General features: G+C 73.1%; 14 protein-coding genes and 1 pseudogene. 10 read left to right on the plus strand and 5 right to left on the minus strand.

The annotated features are described in order from the left end of the window. Positions 1-96: 96 nt before the first annotated feature. The 4 genes and pseudogenes from Sm713_RS14400 to Sm713_RS14410 all read left to right on the plus strand — a co-directional run bounded on the left by Sm713_RS14400 (position 97) and on the right by Sm713_RS14410 (position 5,134). Positions 97-972, plus strand: coding sequence for an MBL fold metallo-hydrolase (locus Sm713_RS14400; protein ID WP_212910021.1), 876 nt, complete (start codon positions 97-99; stop codon positions 970-972). Between the two features lie 167 nt (positions 973-1,139). Then, positions 1,140-1,250, plus strand: a pseudogene (locus tag Sm713_RS40380) (kinase); the annotation flags it as partial. Positions 1,251-1,327: 77 nt separating this feature from the next. Then, positions 1,328-3,583 (plus strand): ATP-dependent RecD-like DNA helicase, encoded by a 2,256-nt coding sequence (locus Sm713_RS14405; protein WP_212910022.1) that lies wholly within the window; start codon positions 1,328-1,330, stop codon positions 3,581-3,583. 240 nt (positions 3,584-3,823) lie between these two features. Continuing rightward, positions 3,824-5,134, plus strand: coding sequence for a citrate synthase (locus tag Sm713_RS14410; protein WP_212910023.1), 1,311 nt, complete (start codon positions 3,824-3,826; stop codon positions 5,132-5,134). Between the two features lie 772 nt (positions 5,135-5,906). On the opposite strand, the gene Sm713_RS14415 is transcribed toward Sm713_RS14410, so the two are convergent. The 5 genes from Sm713_RS14415 to Sm713_RS14435 form a co-directional block, all read right to left on the minus strand. Continuing rightward, positions 5,907-8,366 (minus strand): heavy metal translocating P-type ATPase, encoded by a 2,460-nt coding sequence (locus Sm713_RS14415; protein ID WP_374196046.1) that lies wholly within the window; start codon positions 8,364-8,366, stop codon positions 5,907-5,909. Between the two features lie 292 nt (positions 8,367-8,658). Then, positions 8,659-8,919, minus strand: a complete 261-nt coding sequence (locus Sm713_RS14420) for a heavy-metal-associated domain-containing protein (RefSeq protein WP_212910025.1) — start codon at positions 8,917-8,919, stop codon at positions 8,659-8,661. Positions 8,920-9,136: 217 nt separating this feature from the next. Next, positions 9,137-9,796 carry a GNAT family N-acetyltransferase gene (locus tag Sm713_RS14425; protein WP_212910026.1) on the minus strand — a complete coding sequence of 220 codons (660 nt, stop codon included), beginning with the start codon at positions 9,794-9,796 and terminating at the stop codon, positions 9,137-9,139. Positions 9,797-9,893: 97 nt separating this feature from the next. Further along, on the minus strand, positions 9,894-10,097 hold the full coding sequence (locus Sm713_RS14430; protein WP_212910027.1) for an AlpA family transcriptional regulator: 204 nt from the start codon (positions 10,095-10,097) through the stop codon (positions 9,894-9,896). Between the two features lie 601 nt (positions 10,098-10,698). Next, a complete protein-coding gene (locus tag Sm713_RS14435) occupies positions 10,699-11,598 on the minus strand; it encodes a sugar phosphate isomerase/epimerase (protein WP_212910028.1) in 900 nt (299 codons plus the stop codon). Positions 11,599-11,847: 249 nt separating this feature from the next. Here Sm713_RS14435 and iolC point away from each other — a divergent pair, with 249 nt between their 5' ends. The 6 genes from iolC (at position 11,848) to Sm713_RS14465 (ending at position 19,457) form a co-directional block, all read left to right on the plus strand. Further along, positions 11,848-12,897, plus strand: a complete 1,050-nt coding sequence (gene iolC, locus Sm713_RS14440) for a 5-dehydro-2-deoxygluconokinase (protein WP_283249776.1) — start codon at positions 11,848-11,850, stop codon at positions 12,895-12,897. 155 nt (positions 12,898-13,052) lie between these two features. Continuing rightward, positions 13,053-13,958 carry a deoxyribose-phosphate aldolase gene (locus Sm713_RS14445; protein WP_374196047.1) on the plus strand — a complete coding sequence of 302 codons (906 nt, stop codon included), beginning with the start codon at positions 13,053-13,055 and terminating at the stop codon, positions 13,956-13,958. Positions 13,959-14,109: 151 nt separating this feature from the next. Further along, on the plus strand, positions 14,110-14,976 hold the full coding sequence (gene iolB, locus Sm713_RS14450) for a 5-deoxy-glucuronate isomerase (RefSeq protein WP_212910029.1): 867 nt from the start codon (positions 14,110-14,112) through the stop codon (positions 14,974-14,976). Between the two features lie 85 nt (positions 14,977-15,061). Next, on the plus strand, positions 15,062-16,942 hold the full coding sequence (iolD, locus tag Sm713_RS14455) for a 3D-(3,5/4)-trihydroxycyclohexane-1,2-dione acylhydrolase (decyclizing) (RefSeq protein WP_212910030.1): 1,881 nt from the start codon (positions 15,062-15,064) through the stop codon (positions 16,940-16,942). Positions 16,943-17,084: 142 nt separating this feature from the next. Beyond that, the gene (locus Sm713_RS14460) at positions 17,085-18,587 is read left to right on the plus strand and encodes a CoA-acylating methylmalonate-semialdehyde dehydrogenase (protein WP_212910031.1); all 1,503 of its coding nucleotides are present in this window, start codon (positions 17,085-17,087) and stop codon (positions 18,585-18,587) included. A 420-nt stretch (positions 18,588-19,007) separates the two neighbouring features. After that, positions 19,008-19,457: a hypothetical protein gene (locus Sm713_RS14465; protein WP_212910032.1), complete on the plus strand. Its 450-nt coding sequence runs from the start codon at positions 19,008-19,010 to the stop codon at positions 19,455-19,457. Positions 19,458-19,598 lie beyond the last annotated feature (141 nt).

Consider the following 19,598-nt stretch of genomic DNA (forward strand, 5'->3'; position numbering starts at 1 on the left):
AACCGGGCTGGTGAAGCCCCCGCCCTGCAAGAATCGCGGACGGGCGAGATCCGCCCACGGAACACGACGGCCGCGCCGGCAGCGAGAGGACCGAGGATGGCTTTCCACGACAACGACAGGCTTCGCAGACCCGGTGGTATCCACACCGTCCAGGTGGGTGAGCACCGAGTGAGCCATGTGCCCGACGGCGCGGTCAAAATGGTCCCGCAGAGCTTGTTCCCGGCCACGTCCCAGGCCACCTGGGAGGAGAACGCGCAGTATCTGGACGCGTCCGGCTGGCTGACGATCAGCGCCGGCGGGCTCCTGATCGAACACGGCGGGCGAGCCATGCTCGTGGACTGCGGCTACGGGCCGTTCCCGGAGCCCGTCTCGGCGATGGACCACGGAATGGCCAGCATGTACGGCGGCTCCTTCCTGGACGGTCTCAGGAAGCTGGGGCGCACCCCGGAGTCCGTCGAGGCGGTCGCCCTCACGCACCTGCACGTCGAGCACGTGGGGTGGGCGGCGCATCCCGAGCCCGGCGCCGAGGCACCCGTCCTCGGGCACGCGGACTATCTTCTCTCGGGGGCCGAGTGGGACGGCCGCCACACCACGTACGGCGTGACCGAGCAGGTGATCCGCGCGCTCGAACCCCGTGTGAAGATCGTGGCGGACGGCGACGAGGTCTTCCCGGGCGTGCGGGCCGTGGCGCTTCCCGGTCACACGGATGGCCAGACGGGCTACACGATCACGTCCGGTGACGCGCGCCTCTTCGCCTTTGCCGACGTCTTCCACTCGCCCGTGCAAGTCGCCCACCCGGACTGGGCGATCGTGGGCGAGCCGGACGCCGATGCCTCCGCCCGCGTGCGGCGCCGTGTTCTCGAACAGCTTGCGGACGAGGGGACCGTCGGCTTCGGCGTGCACTTCGCCGACGTCCCGTTCGGCAGGGTCCGCCGCGTCGAGCAGGACTTCGCCTGGGAGCCGCTGGGCTGAAGTGACCGGGCTGAGGGGCCGCGTGGGTGGCAGGGTGTTCGCGGCGGGGGTGCGGGAGCCGTCGTGCGGAGCGCCGTCGACCGGACGGCGTCGTTCCCGCACCACGGGCACGTCCAACAACCGGACCCGTTTCACGGCACGGCAGGGGCACGACGCCGCGCTGCCGTCTGTTCTGGGGCCGCAACCACGGTTTCCGCCGGGCACGCGGCGGGCCGGAGCTGGACATGCTGACCCGGTTCGCCGACCGCCTGGCGGAGTTGCTGGCGGAACGCGCGTAGGCCGTGGCGCCGTCGCGAGCCCGCGCGCCCGTGAGCCCGTGAACCGCGGTGTCAGACCCCGGCGGTAGCGTCGGACCATGTCGTATCCGGCGAAGACGCATCCGGCGAAGAGCGGGTCACCGGGGCTCGCGGTGCTCGAAGGGGTCCTGGAGCGGATCACCTACGCCAACGAGGAGACGGGGTACACGGTCGCGCGCGTGGACACCGGCCGCGGCGCGGCGGACCTCCTCACGGTCGTGGGTGCGCTGCTCGGCGCCCAGGTGGGGGAGTCGCTGCGGATGGAGGGCCGCTGGGGCTCCCACCCCCAGTACGGCAAGCAGTTCAGCGTCGAGAACTACACCACCGTGCTCCCGGCCACCGTCCAGGGCATCCGCCGCTACCTCGGCTCCGGTCTCGTCAAGGGCATCGGCCCGGTCTTCGCCGACCGCATCACCCAGCACTTCGGCCTGGAGACCTTGCGGATCATCGAGGAAGAGCCGAAGCGCCTCATCGAGGTGCCGGGCCTCGGCCCCAAGCGCACCCGCCGGATCGCCGACGCCTGGGAGGAGCAGAAGGCGATCAAGGAGGTGATGCTCTTCCTCCAGACCGTGCAGGTCTCCACCTCCATCGCCGTGCGCATCTACAAGAAGTACGGCGACGAGTCGATCTCCGTCGTCAGGACCGAGCCCTACCGGCTCGCCGCGGACGTCTGGGGCATCGGCTTCCTCACCGCCGACAAGATCGCCCAGTCCGTCGGCATCCCGCACGACAGCCCGGAGCGCGTCAAGGCGGGCCTCCAGTACGCGCTGTCCCAGTCCACCGACCAGGGCCACTGCTTCCTCCCCGAGGAGCAGCTGATCGCCGACGCCGTCAAGCTCCTCCAGGTCGACACCGGCCTGGTCATCGAGTGCCTGGCCGAGCTGGCCGGGCAGGAGGAGGGCGTGGTGCGCGAGGAGGTCCCCGGCCCCGACGGGGCGCCCGTGACCGGCGTCTACCTCGTCCCCTTCCACCGCGCCGAGCTCTCCCTCTCCGCCCAGGTCCTGCGGCTGCTGCGGGCCCCTCAGGACCGGATGCCCGCGTTCCAGGACGTCGCCTGGGACAAGGCCCTCGGCTGGCTCGCCGGGCGCACGGGCGCCGAGCTCGCGCCCGAGCAGGAGGAGGCCGTCAAGCTGGCGCTCACCCGCAAGGTCGCCGTGCTCACCGGCGGTCCCGGCTGCGGCAAGTCGTTCACGGTCCGCTCCATCGTGGAGCTGGCCCGCGCCAAGCACGCCAAGGTGATCCTCGCCGCGCCCACCGGGCGGGCCGCCAAGCGGCTCGCCGAGCTGACCGGCGCGGAGGCGTCGACCGTGCACCGCCTGCTGGAGCTCAAGCCGGGCGGTGACGCCGCCTACGACCGCGAGCGGCCCCTCGACGCCGACCTGGTCGTGGTCGACGAGGCGTCCATGCTGGATCTGCTGCTGGCGAACAAGCTGGTCAAGGCCGTCCCCGAGGGCGGCCACCTGCTCTTCGTCGGCGATGTCGACCAGCTCCCCAGCGTGGGTGCGGGCGAGGTGCTGCGCGACCTGCTCAGCGACGGCGGCCCGGTCCCCGCGGTGCGGCTCACCAGGATCTTCCGCCAGGCCCAGGAGTCCGGCGTCGTCACCAACGCCCACCGCATCAACGCCGGCCGGCCACCGGTCACCCGCGACCTGAAGGACTTCTTCCTCTTCGTCCAGGACGACACGGAGGAAGCCGGGAGGCTTACCGTGGATGTCGCGGCACGGAGAATTCCGGACAAGTTCGGTCTCGACCCGCGCCGCGATGTGCAGGTGCTGGCGCCGATGCACCGGGGCCCCGCGGGTGCGGGGGCGCTGAACGGCCTGCTCCAGCAGGCCATCACCCCCGGCCGGCCCGACCTGCCGGAGAAGCGCTTCGGAGGCCGGGTCTTCCGCGTCGGCGACAAGGTCACCCAGATCAGGAACAACTACGACAAGGGCGAGAACGGCGTCTTCAACGGCACCGTCGGCGTCGTCACCGCCCTCGACACCGACGAGCAGCGGCTGACGGTCCGCACCGACGAGGACGAGGAGGTGCCCTACGAGTTCGACGAGCTGGACGAGCTGGCGCACGCGTACGCGGTCACCATCCACCGCTCCCAGGGCAGCGAGTACCCGGCGGTGGTCATCCCGGTGACCACCAGCGCGTGGATGATGCTCCAGCGGAACCTCCTCTACACGGCCGTCACCAGGGCCAAGAGGCTGGTGGTGCTGGTCGGTTCCCGCCGGGCGCTCGGCCAGGCGGTGCGCACGGTCTCGGCGGGCCGCAGGTGCACGGCGCTGGACTTCCGGCTCGCCGGAGGGCCCGCGGGCAGGTGAACGTGCCCTTGTGGTGTCCGTTGGTGAACACGGCGGAAAATTGATCGATCAAATGAGTCTGAAAGCTCACAGGGCCCTTCCGGAACCAGGGCGAAGGGGGCAGGATGAGCAGGCTGGCGGCACTGAGTGCCGCCAATAGGCCCAATGGCCGACCCCGAGTGCACTCTCATGCGCCGAATGGGGGATGGTAGAGGCAGTCAGGGGAAGTCGGGGCCACCTCGAGGATGAGGCACTACGGCGGTGAGGGAAGACGTGAGCGACAAACGCGATGACGCAGTAGTACTGCGGTACGGCGACGGCGAGTACACCTACTCGGTCGTCGACAGCACCGTCGGCGACAAGGGCTTCGACATCGGGAAGCTGCGGGCGCAGACGGGGCTGGTGACCCTGGACAGCGGGTACGGCAACACCGCCGCGTACAAGTCGGGGGTCACGTACCTCGACGGTGAGCAGGGCATCCTGCGTTACCGCGGGTACCCGATCGAGCAGCTCGCCGAGCGCTCCACGTTCCTCGAAGTGGCGTACCTGCTGATCAACGGCGAGCTTCCGACGGTCGACGAGCTGGCCGCGTTCCGCAACGAGGTCACGCAGCACACGCTGCTGCACGAGGACGTCAAGCGGTTCTACGACGGCTTCCCGCGGGACGCCCACCCGATGGCGATGCTGTCGTCGGTGGTCAGCGCGCTGTCCACGTTCTACCAGGACAGCCACAACCCGTTCGACGAGAAGCAGCGGCACCTGTCGACCATCAGGCTGCTCGCCAAGCTTCCGACGATCGCTGCGTACGCCTACAAGAAGTCGGTGGGCCAGCCGGTCGTCTACCCGCGCAACGACCTCGGCTACGTCGAGAACTTCCTGCGGATGACGTTCTCGGTGCCGGCCGCCGAGTACGAGCTCGACCCGGTGGTCGTCTCCGCGCTGGACAAGCTGCTGATCCTGCACGCGGACCACGAGCAGAACTGTTCGACGTCCACGGTCCGCCTGGTCGGCTCCTCGCAGGCGAACATGTTCGCGTCGATCTCCGCCGGCATCTCGGCGCTGTGGGGCCCGCTGCACGGCGGTGCCAACCAGTCCGTGCTGGAGATGCTGGAGGGCATCCAGACCAGCGGCGGCGACGTCGACTCCTTCATCCGCAAGGTGAAGAACAAGGAAGACGGCGTGAAGCTCATGGGCTTCGGGCACCGCGTCTACAAGAACTTCGACCCCCGGGCGAAGATCATCAAGGCGGCGGCGCACGACGTCCTGTCGGCGCTCGGCAAGTCCGACGAGCTGCTCGACATCGCGCTGAAGCTGGAGGAGCACGCGCTCGCCGACGACTACTTCGTCGAGCGGAAGCTCTACCCGAACGTCGACTTCTACACGGGTCTGATCTACCGCGCGATGGGCTTCCCGACCGAGATGTTCACGGTGCTGTTCGCGCTGGGGCGGCTGCCCGGGTGGATCGCGCAGTGGCACGAGATGATCAAGGAGCCGGGGTCGCGGATCGGGCGCCCGCGGCAGATTTACACGGGTGTCGTGGAGCGGGATTTCATTCCGGTTGAGCAGCGGTAGCGCCTGCGGCGCGCGGTAGCCGATTGTGCGGGCGCCCCTGCGGGGCGTGGGTAGCCGAGTGTGCCGGTTCGCCCCTTGCGGGGGGTGGCCGGCACACTGGTTTTCGGGTGCGTGGTGGGTTGTGGGGGTTGTTGCGATTCACCTGCGGTGGGCCTGGCGGTTCGGGGGGTGTGGCTGAGGGGGCTGGTGGGCTGCCGGTTCGTTGTGGCTGGTCGCGCCCGCGCGGCGGAGCCGCATATCGATACAGCCCCGCGCCCCTATCGGGGCTGCGCCCCGATTCCTGCGCCCCTGTCGGGACTTCTGGGGCTGGGTAGCGGAAAGCGCCCCGCCGGCGGTCCCCCCACGGGCCGACGTACGGGGCGCTTTCCTTTGTCCCGGTGCGGATTCCCCCCACGGGATCCGGCCGGGCGTCAGTGGGCCGCGCCAGCGGTGGTTGTGCCTGCCGGGACGCGCACGTTCGGGAGGGCCGCTCAAGCTCCCCGGAGTGCGTGCCCCGGCCTCACAACCTCGGAGACGTCCCCCAAGACATCTCCGCCAACACCGGGAACGCCCCCCAAGACGTCACCGGCGTCGTCTTCTTAGACTCGCGAGCCCCCTCTATGGTTACGCAAAATCCATGTGATCTGCGTCTCTTGCATAGCATCATCGTCGACACAAGAGCCCGTCGATGCCGATCAGGCCCTAAGAGTAAGGATGTTGCACCTGATCTGTGAAGAGCTGTGAAGGCTTTGGGTGTCGATTCTGAGACAGATTACGCGATGCGCAGTAGGTGTCAGGTGAAAGTCCTCAACCTGAGACTGTTCCCGACCACGAAGACCGACGAGAACGCCATGGCCGCACCCGCGATCATAGGGTTGAGGAGCCCCGCCGCCGCCAGGGGCAGGGCCGCGACGTTGTAGCCGAAGGCCCAGAAGAGATTGCCCTTGATGGTGGCCAGGGTCCGGCGGGAGAGCCGGATGGCGTCCGCCGCCACCCTCAGGTCGCCCCGGACGAGCGTGAGGTCGCCCGCCTCGATCGCCGCATCCGTGCCGGTGCCCATGGCGAGGCCCAGGTCGGCGGTGGCGAGGGCGGCCGCGTCGTTGACGCCGTCGCCGACCATGGCGACGGTCCGGCCCTCGTCCTTCAGCCGCCGCACGACGGCCACCTTGTCCTCCGGCAGCACCTCGGCGATCACCTCGTCGATGCCCACCGTGCGGGCGACCGCCTCGGCGACGGAGGCGTGGTCGCCGGTGAGCAGTACCGGCGTCAGCCCGAGGGCGCGCAGCGCGCGTACCGCCTCTGCGCTGGTCTCCTTGACGGCGTCCGCGACGGTCAGCACGCCCCGTGCGGTGCCGTCCCAGGCGACCACGACGGCGGTCCGGCCCTCGGAGCCCGCGGTGGCCGTGGCGGCGGCGAGCGACCCGGGCACGGCGATGCCCTCGCCGGTCAGCAACTGCGGGCGGCCGACCAGCACCTCGTGACCCTCGACCGTGCCGCGCACGCCCAGCCCCGGCACGTTCTCGAACCGCTCGACGGCGGGCAGCGCACCCGCCCGCTCGGCGGCCCCCTCGGCGATGGCCCGGCCCACGGGGTGCTCCGAGGCGTGCTCCAGCGCGCCGGCGAGCCGCAGCAGCTCCTTCTCGTCCACCGGTGCCGCCGGCTCCCGCGCAGCGCCTTCCGCACCCCGCGCGCCGGCCGTCTCGTCACCCGCCGGGCATACCCCCTGGAGGGTCATCCGCCCCGTGGTGACCGTGCCGGTCTTGTCCAGGACGACCGTGTCGACGCGCCGGGTGGACTCCAGGACCTCGGGCCCCTTGATGAGGATGCCGAGCTGGGCGCCGCGGCCCGTGCCGACGAGCAGGGCGGTGGGGGTGGCAAGACCCAGCGCGCAGGGGCAGGCGATGATCAGGACGGCCACCGCGGCCGTGAAGGCCGCACCGGCGGCGGCTCCCGTGGCCAGCCAGGCCAGCAGGGTGCCGAGCGCGAGCACCAGCACCACCGGCACGAAGACTCCGGCGATCCGGTCGGCGAGGCGCTGCACCTGGGCCTTGCCCGTCTGCGCCTCCTCGACGAGGCGCCCGATCCGGGCGAGCTGGGTGTCCCCGCCGACCCGGGTGGCCTCGACGACCAGGCGGCCGCCCGCGTTCACGGTGGCGCCGGTGACCGCGTCCCCGGCCGTCACGTCGACGGGCACGGACTCGCCGGTGAGCATGGATGCGTCGACCGCCGAGGTGCCCTCCACCACCACGCCGTCGGTGGCGATCGTCTCGCCGGGCCGCACGACGAACCGCTCGCCGACGGCCAGCGTGCCCACCGGCACGCGGGTCTCCACCTGCGTACCGTCCGGGCCGGGCCGCAGCACGGCCACGTCCTTGGCGCCCAGCTCCAGCAGCGCGCGCAGCGCGGCGCCCGCCCGGCGCTTGGCGCGGGCCTCCAGGTACCGGCCGAGCAGCAGGAAGGTGACGACGCCCGCGGCGACTTCCAGATAGAGGGCGTCGGAGGCTCCGGCCCGGTCGGCGATCAGCTCGAAGCCGTGCCGCATGCCGGGCATCCCGGCGTCGCCGAGGAACAGCGCCCACAGCGACCAGCCGAAGGCGGCCAGCGTGCCGAAGGACACCAGGGTGTCCATGGTGGCGGCGGCGTGCCGGGCGGCGCCGAACGCGGCGCGGTGGAAGGGCCAGCCGCCCCAGAGGACGACAGGGGTCGTGAGCACCAGGGCGAGCCACTGCCAGTAGTCGAACTGGAGGGCGGTCACCATCGAGAGCAGCACGACCGGCACGGCGAGGACGGCGGAGCCGATCAGGCGGCGGCGGAGTCCGGAGAGCCGGGTGTCGGCGGGGGAGGGGGCGGCGGCGCGCGCGTCATCGGAGGGTGCGGCCTCGCGGGGCGCGTCGAGCCCGTCCGCGCGCTCGGGGGCGCTTGAGGCTCCGGGTGCCGATGTGGCGTGGGCGCCGCTGGATGTATCGGCCACGTGGACGGTGCCGGCCGCTTGGGGGGCGGGGGACGTCTGGGGTGCGGGGACGTGGGCCTCGGCCGCGCGGGAGCTGCCCGGGGCGGGGACGGACCGTGTGTCTCCCGCCGGCTGCTCGGCGCTGTAACCGGTCCGGACGACGGTGGCGATCAGGTCGGCGACCGCCGTCTCCTCGGGGTGGACGACCCGCGCCTTCTCCGTCGCGAAGTTCACCGTGGCGGTGACGCCCGGCATGCGGTTGAGCTTCTTCTCGACCCGGGCCGCGCAGGATGCGCAGGTCATACCCCCGATGAGCAGCTCGGTGCGCGCGGTCGCGTCGGGCGTGCCGGGGGCTGCGGGGGTGCCGGGGGCTGCGGGGGTGCTGGGGGTGCCGGCGGCCGTGCCGGCGGGGGCGTCGGCGTGTGCCTCGGCCCCCCGGGGGCGCGGTGCCTTCGGTGCCTGGGGTGCGGTGCTGGTCATGACGGCTCCAGAAGAGTGTGGTGCCTCGCGCTGGACGGTACCCGGCGCACGGCGGTGCGACGCGCCCTGCGCCGGGCGTGCGCGGGTGCGGCCCGGCTGCCGGGCCGCACCGGGGTCAGGCCCTGCCGGCGAGCTCGTAGCCGGCCTCGTCCACCGCCGAGCGCACCGCGGCGTCGTCGAGCGGAGCGGCCGAGACCACGGTGACCCGGCCGGTGGCGGCCTCGGCCCGGACGGAGCTGACGCCGGCCAGCCCGCCGATCTCCGAGGCGACCGCGCCCTCGCAGTGGCCGCAGGTCATGCCGGTCACCTGGTAGACCGCGGTGACCCCGTCCTCGGCGGACGTGGTCTGGGGGGTGGTGTCGCTCTGGGCGGTCATCTCGTTCTCCTCACGGATGCGGAACGCGTACGGGGTCCGGGGACACGCCGGACACGAGGGGCGCCGCGCCGGCGGCACGACGAACACCGCGCATCGGTGGTCCCGCCCGACTCTCCTCACACTATACCCCTGGGGGGTAGGGGGACAGTCCCGTGGGTGTCCTGGGCCCGGGCCTGCGAGGATCCGCGGGGCGCGGCCTATTGGCGGCGGACACGGCCTAGGGGCGGCCCCGGTGCTCGGCCCACTCCCGGGCCAGCACGGCCATCACCATCTCGTCGACGGCCTCGCCGCCCTTGAGCCACGCCTCGCGCCGCACTCCCTCCGTGACGAAGCCCACCTTCTCGTAGACGCGCCGGGCGCGGTGGTTGCCGGCGTGCACCCCCAGTTCGACGCGGTTCAGCCCGAGCCGTTCGAAGGCGTGCGCGAGGGTGAGCCTGACCGTCTCGGTGCCGAGGCACCGGCCCCGGCCGCGCGGCCCGATCAGGATGCGGAAGAGGCAGCTGCGGTCGGCCTCGTGCCAGTCGAACAGCACGCTCTCGCCGACGAGTTCGCCGGTGGCCCGGTCGGTCACGGCGAGGTCGAGCCGGTCGGGCTGCTCGCCGCGGGACCCGTACCAGGCGCGCAGCCGCTCCATCGTGAGCTCGCCGCTGGGGTTGCCCGTGAAGCGCCGCACCTCCGGGTCCTCGATGATCGCTGCCATCGCCTCGGTGTCCGCGGCGGTGAACGGCCGCAGGACGACCCGCTCACCGGTCAGCACGGGCTTCACGGCGAATCCGGTGCGGTGGGCCGCGGGGGCGGCCGGTGCGGTCGGTGCGGTCGGGGGTGGAGAAGGTGCGGGTGGGGACGGCTGGGGCGTGGGGTGTGTCGGTGGCGTCATCACCGGATCGTGTGCGACCGCCTCGCGCGCAGGCAACGCATTAACGCCCGGCGCTCGCTCCGGCCCGTACCCGTGCCGTCCCGTGGTCCCCTCTTGCTCACTCCTTGCGGCGTCTGCGGTTGTTTCCCGGCCGGGAGGCGACCCAGGCGCGGACGGTGTCGGCGTACCAGTACGGCCTGCCGGCCTCGACGTGGTCGGGCGGTGGCAGCAGCCCGTGCTTGCGATAGGAGCGCACGGTGTCCGGGCGGACTCTGATGTGTGCGGCGATGTCGTTGTACGACCAGAGAGTGCGGTCGGTCATCCGTGGCATCTCCTCCAGCCGGCACCGCGACCCCGGCGGCCGGGCGCGGCGCCGACGACGTATCGGCGTGTGTCCGTCCGGTGAACGATGCTCTGTCGGCGGGGTCTGCGGCCGTCACGGGCGTGTGACGTGGAGTCGACGGATCCGGCACATGTGTGACGCGGTGGTCACGTTCGTGACGGAACCCGCGAGAAACGGTTCCGAAGCCCTGGCCCCGGCCCCGGCCCACTCACGGGGCGGCAACCCCCACCGGCCGGTGGTCCGGGCGCGACAGGGACTGCCCGCTTGGGCCGGTGGCGATCAGACGTCCCCCACGGCCTGAAGGGCGCGGGAGGTGCCCCCAGTCGTGGCTGGTCGCGCCCACGCGGCGGAGCCGCACATCGACACAGCCCCGCGCCCCTAAGCGGGCCGGGGTGCAGCCCCACGTAAGGGTCCGCCCCGGAAGGGGCGCGGGGAACTGCGCGAGAAGCCCTGCGGACGGGTGGTCCGGACACGACAGATCCAGCCCCCTCGGGCCGGTGGCGACCCGACGGCCCCGTCATGGCTGCCCGCAGAACCCGGGGCCCAGCCCCACATCCCGGCCGACCGCCCCCGCAGGGGGCTACGCCCCGCAGGAGCGCAGGAACGCCCGCGTCCGCCGGGCGATCGGCAGGGGAGTGTCCGGCTCGCACGGGTACATGTCCTGCTCGACCACGGCGAAGAGGTCGACGCCCAGACCCTGTGCCGCGGCCAGTACCGGCTCCAGCGCGGGCACCCCCGTGGGCGGCTCGCACATCACGCCGCGGGCGACCGCCGGGCCGAACGGCAGTTCCTGTGCCCGTACTTCCGCGAGCACCGCGGGATCGACCTGCTTGAGGTGGAGGTAGCCGATCCGCTCGCCGTAGGTCTCGATGAGCTTGACGCTGTCGCCGCCGCAGTAGGCGTAGTGCCCGGTGTCCAGGCAGAGCCGGACCAGGTCGGGGTCGGTCGCGTCGAGGAAGCGGGTGACGTTCTCCTCGGTGTCGACGTGGGTGTCCGCGTGCGGGTGGACGACGACCTGGAGCCCGTACCGCTCCCGCACCTCTCGGGCGAGCCGCTCGGTCTGGGCGGTGAGATCGCGCCACTGTCCCGCGGTGAGGGTGCGCTCCTCCAGTACCTCGCCGGTCTTGTCGTCGCGCCAGAACGCGGGGATCACCACCAGGTGCCGGGCGCCCATGGCCTGGGTGAGGGCCGCGACGCCGGCGACGTGCTCCCAGGTGGAGTCCCAGACCTCCGGGCCGCGGTGCAGCCCGGTGAAGACGGTGCCCGCCGAGACCTTCAGGTCGCGCCGGCGGGTCTCCTCGCCCAGCACCCGGGGGTCGGTGGGCAGGTAGCCGTAGGGGCCCAGCTCGATCCACTCGTAGCCGGAGGCGCTGACCTCGTCGAGGAAGCGCTGCCAGGGCACTTGCTGCGGGTCGTCGGGGAACCAGACCCCCCACGAGTCGGGTGCCGAACCGATCCGGATACGCGACAGCGACGTCATGGCCGCAACTTTCCGGCCGCCGGGAGAGGAGTGTCAAGGGCTGGTCCGAATGTCTGGACAAAACATTGACAGGCTTCCCGGTCGGCATTACACCTTGGAGTGCCGCCGGCGCGCGGCGCCCACCCCGAGGAGTCCCAGGGATGCCGAGGCCCGTTCACGGGCAGGCATGCCCGGGGCGCCGGCCGGCCGGCGGCGCCCGACACCGGCGCTCCCCGGCCGTCCTCAGCTCTGCCCAGAAGGGACTCACAGGTGATCGACCCGGACACCTCGCGCGGTACGGAGCCGTCCACCGAGCCCCACGACGTGATCACCATGGGGCGGATCGGGGTGGACATCTACCCGTTGCAGGCGGGGGTGCCGCTGGCGGAGGTCACTACGTTCGGGAAGTTCCTCGGCGGCTCCGCCACCAACGTGGCCGTCGCGGCGGCCCGGCTCGGCCGCCGGACGGCGGTGGTCAGCCGCACGGGGCCGGACCCGTTCGGCGACTACGTGCACCAGGCGCTGCGCGGCTTCGGCGTCGACGACCGGTGGGTCACCCCGGTGCCGGGCCTGGCCACCCCGGTGACGTTCTGTGAGATCTTCCCGCCCGACGACTTCCCGCTGTACTTCTACCGGCAGCCCAAGGCGCCTGACCTGGTGATCCGCCCGGACGAGCTGGACCTGGACGCCGTCGCCGCGGCCCGCGTCTTCTGGATGACCGGCACGGGGCTGAGCGAGGAGCCGAGCCGCGCCGCGACGCTCACCGCGCTGGAGCACCGCGGCCGCGCCGCGCTCACCGTCTTCGACCTTGACTGGCGGCCCATGTTCTGGCACGCCCCGGGAACGGGCGCAAGCGGAGTGGGCGACGTGCCGGGACCGGGCCCGGAGCTGGGCCCCGAGGGCGCCCGCCCGTACTACGCCGAGGCCCTGCGGTACGCCACCGTCGCCGTCGGCAACCTGGCCGAGGTGGAGGTGGCCACCGGCGAGCGCGAACCGGCCGCCGCCGCGCAGGCGCTGCTGGCCGCGGGCGTCGAACTCGCCGTCGTCAAGCAGGGGCCGAAGGGCGTCCTCGCGCTGTCCGCCGCCGGCGAGCGCGCCGAGGTGCCGCCGCTGCCGGTCGACGTGCTCAACGGCCTGGGCGCGGGCGACGCGTTCGGCGGGGCGCTCTGCCACGGCCTGCTGGCCGGCTGGGACCTGGAGCGCACCATGCGGTACGCGAACGCCGCGGGCGCCATCGTCGCGGGCCGCCTGGAGTGCTCCTCCGCCATGCCGACGCCCGCCGAGGTGGAGAGCGCGCTCGCGGAAGGCGCGGTGCGGTGAGCAGCGGGACCGCGCACGCCGGGAGGCACGCCCCGGCCGAGGATGCCGCGCAGGCTCGGGACCGCGTGGAGGCCGGCGGCCCCGCGGACACCGGGAACCTGACGGATACCGGCAGCACCTCGGGCACTGGCGGCTTCGCGGACACCGAGAGCCTCGTGGACGCCGAGGGCGTCGTGGACACCGGCGCGCTGGCGAGGCTGCGCGCCCGGCGCCCCGAGGCCGTGGCCGAGGCCGCCGCGCGCCGCCCCCGGCGGCCCCTGCTCGGCCCCGGCGGGCGGCTGATGATCATAGCCGCCGACCATCCGGCCCGCGGCGCGCTCGGCGCCGGCGGCGACGCGCTCGCCATGGCGGACCGCGGCGACCTGCTGCGGCGCCTGTGCGTGGCGCTCGGCAGGCCCGGCGTCGACGGCGTGCTCGCCTCCGCCGACATCCTCGACGACCTGCTGCTGCTCGGCGCCCTGGACGGCAAGGTCGTCATGGGCTCTATGAACCGGGGCGGCCTGGCCGGCGCCGCCTTCGAGCTCGACGACCGCTTCACGGGCCTTCGCCCCGAGGACATCCGGCGGCACGGCTTCGACGCCGGCAAGCTGCTGCTGCGCATCGACTACGACGACCCGGGCTCGCTGCGCACCCTCCAGGCCGCCGCCGACACCGTGAACGCGATGGCCGAGCTGGGCCTGCCCGTCTTCGTCGAGCCGTTCCTGTCCCGCCGCGACGCCGCGGACGGCAGGCTCCGCAACGACCTCGGCGCCACCGCCGTCACCAAGTCCCTGGCCATAGCCTCGGGCCTCGCCGGCACCTCCGCGTACACCTGGCTGAAGGTCCCCGTCACCGAGGACCCCGACGACATGGCCCGGGTCATGGCCACCACCACGCTGCCCGCGGTGCTCCTCGGCGGCGAGGTGGGCCCCACCGCCGAGGAGCAGCTCGCCACCTACGAGAAGTGGCGCGGCGCGCTCCGGCTGCCCACCGTGCAGGGCCTGGTCGTCGGCCGGTCGCTGCTGTACCCGGCGGACGGCGACGTGGCGAAGGCGGTCGACACGGCCGTGGGGCTGCTGTGAACGGGCCAGGTGCTGTGGACAGGCTCGGGTCAGGCGGCCGGCGCGCGCCCGCGGAAGGCGGCCGGCGGGCACGGGCGGAAAGCGGCCACCGGGCGCCCGGACCCGGGGGCGGGCACGCACAGGGCATCCGGCGCGGGGTAGGGATACGCACATGATCGAGACGAACGGCGCGGCCGGCGCCGGCACACCGGCCACCGGCGACACGGGCCTGTACGTGCCCCACGGCAGCACCGGCACCGGCCCCTGCACGGTCGACATCGGCCCGGAGCGTGCCGGATGGACCCACTCCCGGCTCAAGGTGCTCGAACTGGGACCCGGTGACGTGCACTCCCTGGTGGCCGGGGAGTGCGAGTGGATCGTACTTCCGCTGAGCGGGGGCTGTACGGTCCACACCGACGGCAGCATCATCGAACTGCAGGGCAGGACCAGCGTGTTCGCGGATGTCAGCGACTTCGCGTACGTGCCGCGCGACGCCCATGCACAGATCGCCTCCGGTGCGGGAGGCCGCTTCGCCCTGGCAGGAGCGAAGTGCGAGCGACGACTCCCCGCTCGCTACGGCCCCGCGCCGGAGGTTCCCGTCGAGCAGCGCGGCAGCGGCATGTGCACCCGCCAGGTGCGCAACTTCGCCGCCGCGGGTGCCTTCGAGTGCGACACGCTGATCGCCGTGGAGGTGATCACCCCCGGCGGCAACTGGTCCTCGTACCCGCCGCACAAGCACGACGAGGACCGGCCCGGCGAGGAGAGCGAGCTGGAGGAGATCTACTACTTCGAGATCGACGGGCCGCACGGCTTCGGCTACCAGCGGGTCTTCCCGTCCCGGCCCGGCGGCAGCGACGTGCTGGCCGAGGTGCGCGGCGGGGACGCGGTGCTGGTTCCGGACGGCTGGCACGGCCCGTCCATCGCCTCGCCGGGACACGACATGTACTACTTGAACGTGATGGCGGGCCCGGGTGCCGAACGGGCCTGGCAGATCTGCTTCCACCCCGACCACCTCGCGAACACCCCGGGCTACAGGTGACCGCTCCGCTCCCCGTCCCCACGCGGCCCGCCGCACCGCCCACCCTCACCCCCACGCCTACCCCCGTCCCCCGGGAGGGCCGACCATGAGCACCCGTGCAACCCGCCGCCTGACCACCGCCCAGGCCCTCGTCGCGTTCCTGTCCAAGCAGTTCAGCGAGCGCGACGGCGAACGGCGCCGGCTGATCGAGGCCACCTGGGGCATCTTCGGCCACGGCAACGTCGCAGGCATCGGCCAGGCGCTCGTCGAGTACGGCGACGAGATGCCGTACCACCAGGGCCGCAACGAACAGGCCATGGTGCACGCGGCCGTCGGATACGCCCGGCAGTCGGGCCGCCTCGCGACCCACGCCGTCACGACCTCCATCGGCCCCGGCGCCACCAACCTGGTCACCGGCGCCGCCCTCGCCACCATCAACCACCTGCCCGTGCTGCTGCTGCCCGGCGACACCTTCGCGACCCGGCCCGCCGACCCGGTCCTCCAGCAGCTCGAAGTGCCCTACGCGGGCGACGTGTCCGTCAACGACTGCCTGCGGCCCGTCTCCGTCTACTTCGACCGGATCACCCGCCCCGAGGCGCTGGTGCCGGCCGCGCTCGCCGCGATGCGGACGCTGACGGACCCGGTGGCCACCGGCGCCGTCACCCTCGCCCTGCCGCAGGACGTGCAGGCCGAGGCGTACGACTGGCCGGAGCAGTTCTTCGCCGAGCGGGTGTGGACGGTGCGCCGCCCGGAGCCCGAGCCCGCCGAGCTGGACGCCGCCGTGCGCGCCGTCCTCGCCGCCCGGCGGCCGCTGATCGTCGCGGGCGGCGGGGTGCGGCACAGCGGCGCCGAGGAGGCGCTGCGGCGGCTCGTGGACGACACCGACATCCCGGTGGCGTCCACCCAGGCCGGCAAGGGCGCGCTCTGCCACGACCACCCGGCGGACGTCGGCGGCATCGGCCACACCGGCACCGCCACCGCGAACGAGCTGGCCCGCCAGGCGGACCTGGTCATCGGCGTCGGCACCCGGTGGACCGACTTCACCACCGCGTCCGGCACGCTCTTCGCCGCCGACGGCGTCCGGTTCCTGAACATCAACATCGCCCCGTACGACGGCCACAAGATGGCCGGCCTGCCGCTCCTCGCCGACGCCCGTACCGCCCTCGACGCGCTGCACCGCCGCCTCGGCGCGCACCGCGTCTCGCCGCCGTACGAGATCGACTACCGCACCGCCAAGTCCCGCTGGGACCGCCAGGTGAGCAAGGTGTTCGAGGGCGAGGAGAGCGCGCGCCCCACCCAGCCGCAGGTGCTCGGCGCGCTCGACTCCGTGGTGACCGGGGACGACATCGTCATCAACGCCGCAGGATCGCTCCCCGGCGAGCTGCACAAGCTCTGGCGGACCCGCTCGCACGACCAGTACCACGTCGAGTACGGCTACTCCTGCATGGGCTACGAGATCCCCGCCGCGATCGGCGTCGGGCTCGCCGTGCCCGGACGGCCGGTGTGGGCGCTGGTCGGCGACGGCACCTACCTGATGCTGCCCGGCGAGATCGTCACCGCCGTCCAGGAGAACATCCCCATCAAGATCGTCATCCTCCAGAACCACGGCTACGCCTCCATCGGCGGCCTGTCCGAGTCGGTGGGCGCCGAGGGCTTCGCGACGGCGTACCGGTTCCGCGCGGAGGACGGCTCGTACACCGGGGACCCGCTGCCCGTCGACCTCGCGGCCAACGCCGCCAGCCTCGGCCTGCGGGTGCTGCGGCCCAAGACGCTCGGCGAGCTGCGCGAGGCGCTCGCCGAGGCCCGCGCCGCCGACCGGCCCACCTGCGTGTACGTGGAGACGGACAGCAGCGGGGCGGTTCCGGGCGCGCCGCCCGCTCAGGCATGGTGGGACGTGCCGGTGGCCGAGACGGCGACCCGGGCGCCCGCGGTGGCGGCGCGCAAGGAGTACGAGCGGCAGGCCGGCGACCGCAGGCGTCACCTGTGAGGCACGGCCCCCCGCGGGGACGGGTACCGCATCCGGCCGTGCGCCGCGCGTGGACCGAGGTCCGCGCGCCCGCGCACGGCCGGGCGCGCCCCGCACCGATGCCGCACAGGGACCTGGATTCGCACACCACCGGGAGTTGGAGATGACGAAGACCGTCAGCCACTGGATCGGCGGCGCGCCCGCCGAGGGCGCCTCGGGCCGGTCAGGACCCGTCACCGACCCCGCCACCGGCGCCGTCACGGCCCGGGTGCCCTTCGCGGACACCGGCGAGGTGGACGCGGCCGTCGCCGCGGCGAAGGCCGCCTACGAGGGGTGGCGGAGCTCGTCGCTGGCGCAGCGCACCTCGGTGCTCTTCGCGTTCCGCGCGCTGCTCGACGCGCACCGCGACGACATCGCCCGGCTGATCACCGCCGAGCACGGCAAGGTGCATGCGGACGCGCTCGGCGAGGTGGCCCGCGGCCTGGAGATCGTCGACCTGGCCTGCGGCATCCCCACCCAGCTCAAGGGCGGCCTGTCCACGCAGGTCTCGCAGCGGGTCGACGTCGCCGAGATCCGCCAGCCGCTCGGCGTGGTGGCGGGCATCACGCCGTTCAACTTCCCGGCGATGGTGCCGATGTGGATGTTCCCGCTCGCCATCGCCTGCGGGAACACCTTCGTCCTCAAGCCCAGCGAGAAGGATCCGTCGGCGTCGGTGCGGCTCGCCGAGCTGCTGTCCGAGGCGGGCCTGCCGGACGGCGTCTTCAACGTGCTGCACGGCGACAGGGTGGCCGTGGACCGGCTCCTCGCGCACCCGGACGTCGCCGCGGTCTCCTTCGTCGGCTCCACCCCCATCGCCCGCCACGTGCACCGCACCGCCTCCGAGCACGGCAAGCGCGTGCAGGCGCTGGGCGGCGCGAAGAACCACATGATGGTGCTGCCCGACGCGGACCTGGACGCCGCCGCGGACGCCGCCGTCTCCGCGGCCTACGGCTCCGCCGGCGAGCGCTGCATGGCCGTCTCCGCGGTGGTCGCGGTGGGCGCGGTCGGCGACGAGCTGGTGCAGCGGATCAAGGAGCGGGCCGAGAAGATCACCATCGGCCCCGGCGACGACCCGGCCTCCGAGATGGGCCCGCTGATCACCGCCGAGCACCGCGACCGCGTCGCCGGCTACGTGCGGGGCGCGGCCGAGCAGGGCGCCGAGGTCGTCCTGGACGGCTCCGGGTACACCGTCGAGGGCCGCGAGAACGGGCACTGGATCGGCATCTCGCTGCTCGACCGGGTACCGGTGACCGCCGACGCCTACCGGGACGAGATCTTCGGCCCGGTGCTGAGCGTGCTCCGCGTCGACTCCTACGACGAGGGGCTCGCGCTGATCAACGCCTCGCCCTACGGCAACGGCACGGCGATCTTCACCCGCGACGGCGGCGCGGCCCGCCGCTTCCAGATGGAGGTGGAGGCGGGCATGGTCGGCGTGAACGTGCCGATCCCGGTCCCGGTCGGCTACCACTCGTTCGGCGGCTGGAAGGACTCCCTCTTCGGCGACCACCACATCTACGGCACGGACGGCGTCCGCTTCTACACCCGGGGCAAGGCCATCACCACCCGCTGGCCGGACCCCGCGGACGCCCCGGCGGGCGTGGACCTGGGCTTCCCCAGGAACCACTGAGGGGCGGCGCTCCGGCGGAGGGCCGAGCCCCGGCGGGGGCGCGTCCCCCGACGGTGGGCAGAGCCCCGGAAGGGGCGCGGGGAACTGCGCGCTCAGTCCCCATCGCCAGGTGGTCGGGCGAAGGACCGCAAGGGGCTGGTCCTGGTGGCCCGCCGCAGGCGCAAAGGGGTCGCTCGCGTAGTCCCCAGCGCCCTCTGACGGGGCACACGCGCTCCTGAAAGGGGCGCGGGGAACTGCGCGCTCAGCTTCCACCGCCGGGTGGTCAGGCGGAGCACCGCAAGGGCCTGGACCAGTGGCCCGCCGCAGGCGCATCCGGCCGCCCCCGGGTGGTACCCGCGCGTTTCAACCCGATTTCCCACGCCTGTTCCGCTATATGCGCACATTGCTACGTTTCTCGCACAAAGCGAGAAGGGTGGCGACATGTGCGCATGGCAGGTATTCGAGCTGGCCCCGGCGGGAACCGCCGATTCGGACACCGGGATCGCGGCGGTGTCGCGGATCCCGGGCCACCTGGAGGTCTGGTGGGTGGGCGCGAACAGCAACTCCGTCGAGGGTGCGTACTGGTACGAGGGCACCCCGTGGGCCCGCTACCTGCTCGCGCCCGACCTGGCCAGCGGCGACGGGCTCGCCGCGGTGTCCCGGATCCCGGGCAGCATGGAGGTCTGGTGGCTCACCTTCAACCAGTCCATCAACGACGCCTACTGGTACGACACGGCCGCCAGGGCCGCGGGTGACCCGCCCACGGCCGCCGGCCGCACGGCCGCCACCGGATCGGCCGCCACCGGATCGGCCGCCACCGGAGCGGCCGTCCCTGGCCCGGCCACCGCCGCCGGCGGCGCCCAGGGCGGTCCACCGGTGCCCACGGCGTGACGCATCTCACGCGCTGACGAGTCCTTGGCCGCCGTCCGGGGGAACGTGACGTACGCCACGGCTACCCTCGCCCCCCGGCCCGCGCCCGCCCCCACCTCGGCGTACTCGCGCCGACATCGGCGCGCAACGCACCGGCGTTCA

This window comes from Streptomyces sp. TS71-3, assembly GCF_018327685.1.
Classification (GTDB): Bacteria; Actinomycetota; Actinomycetes; order Streptomycetales; family Streptomycetaceae; genus Streptomyces.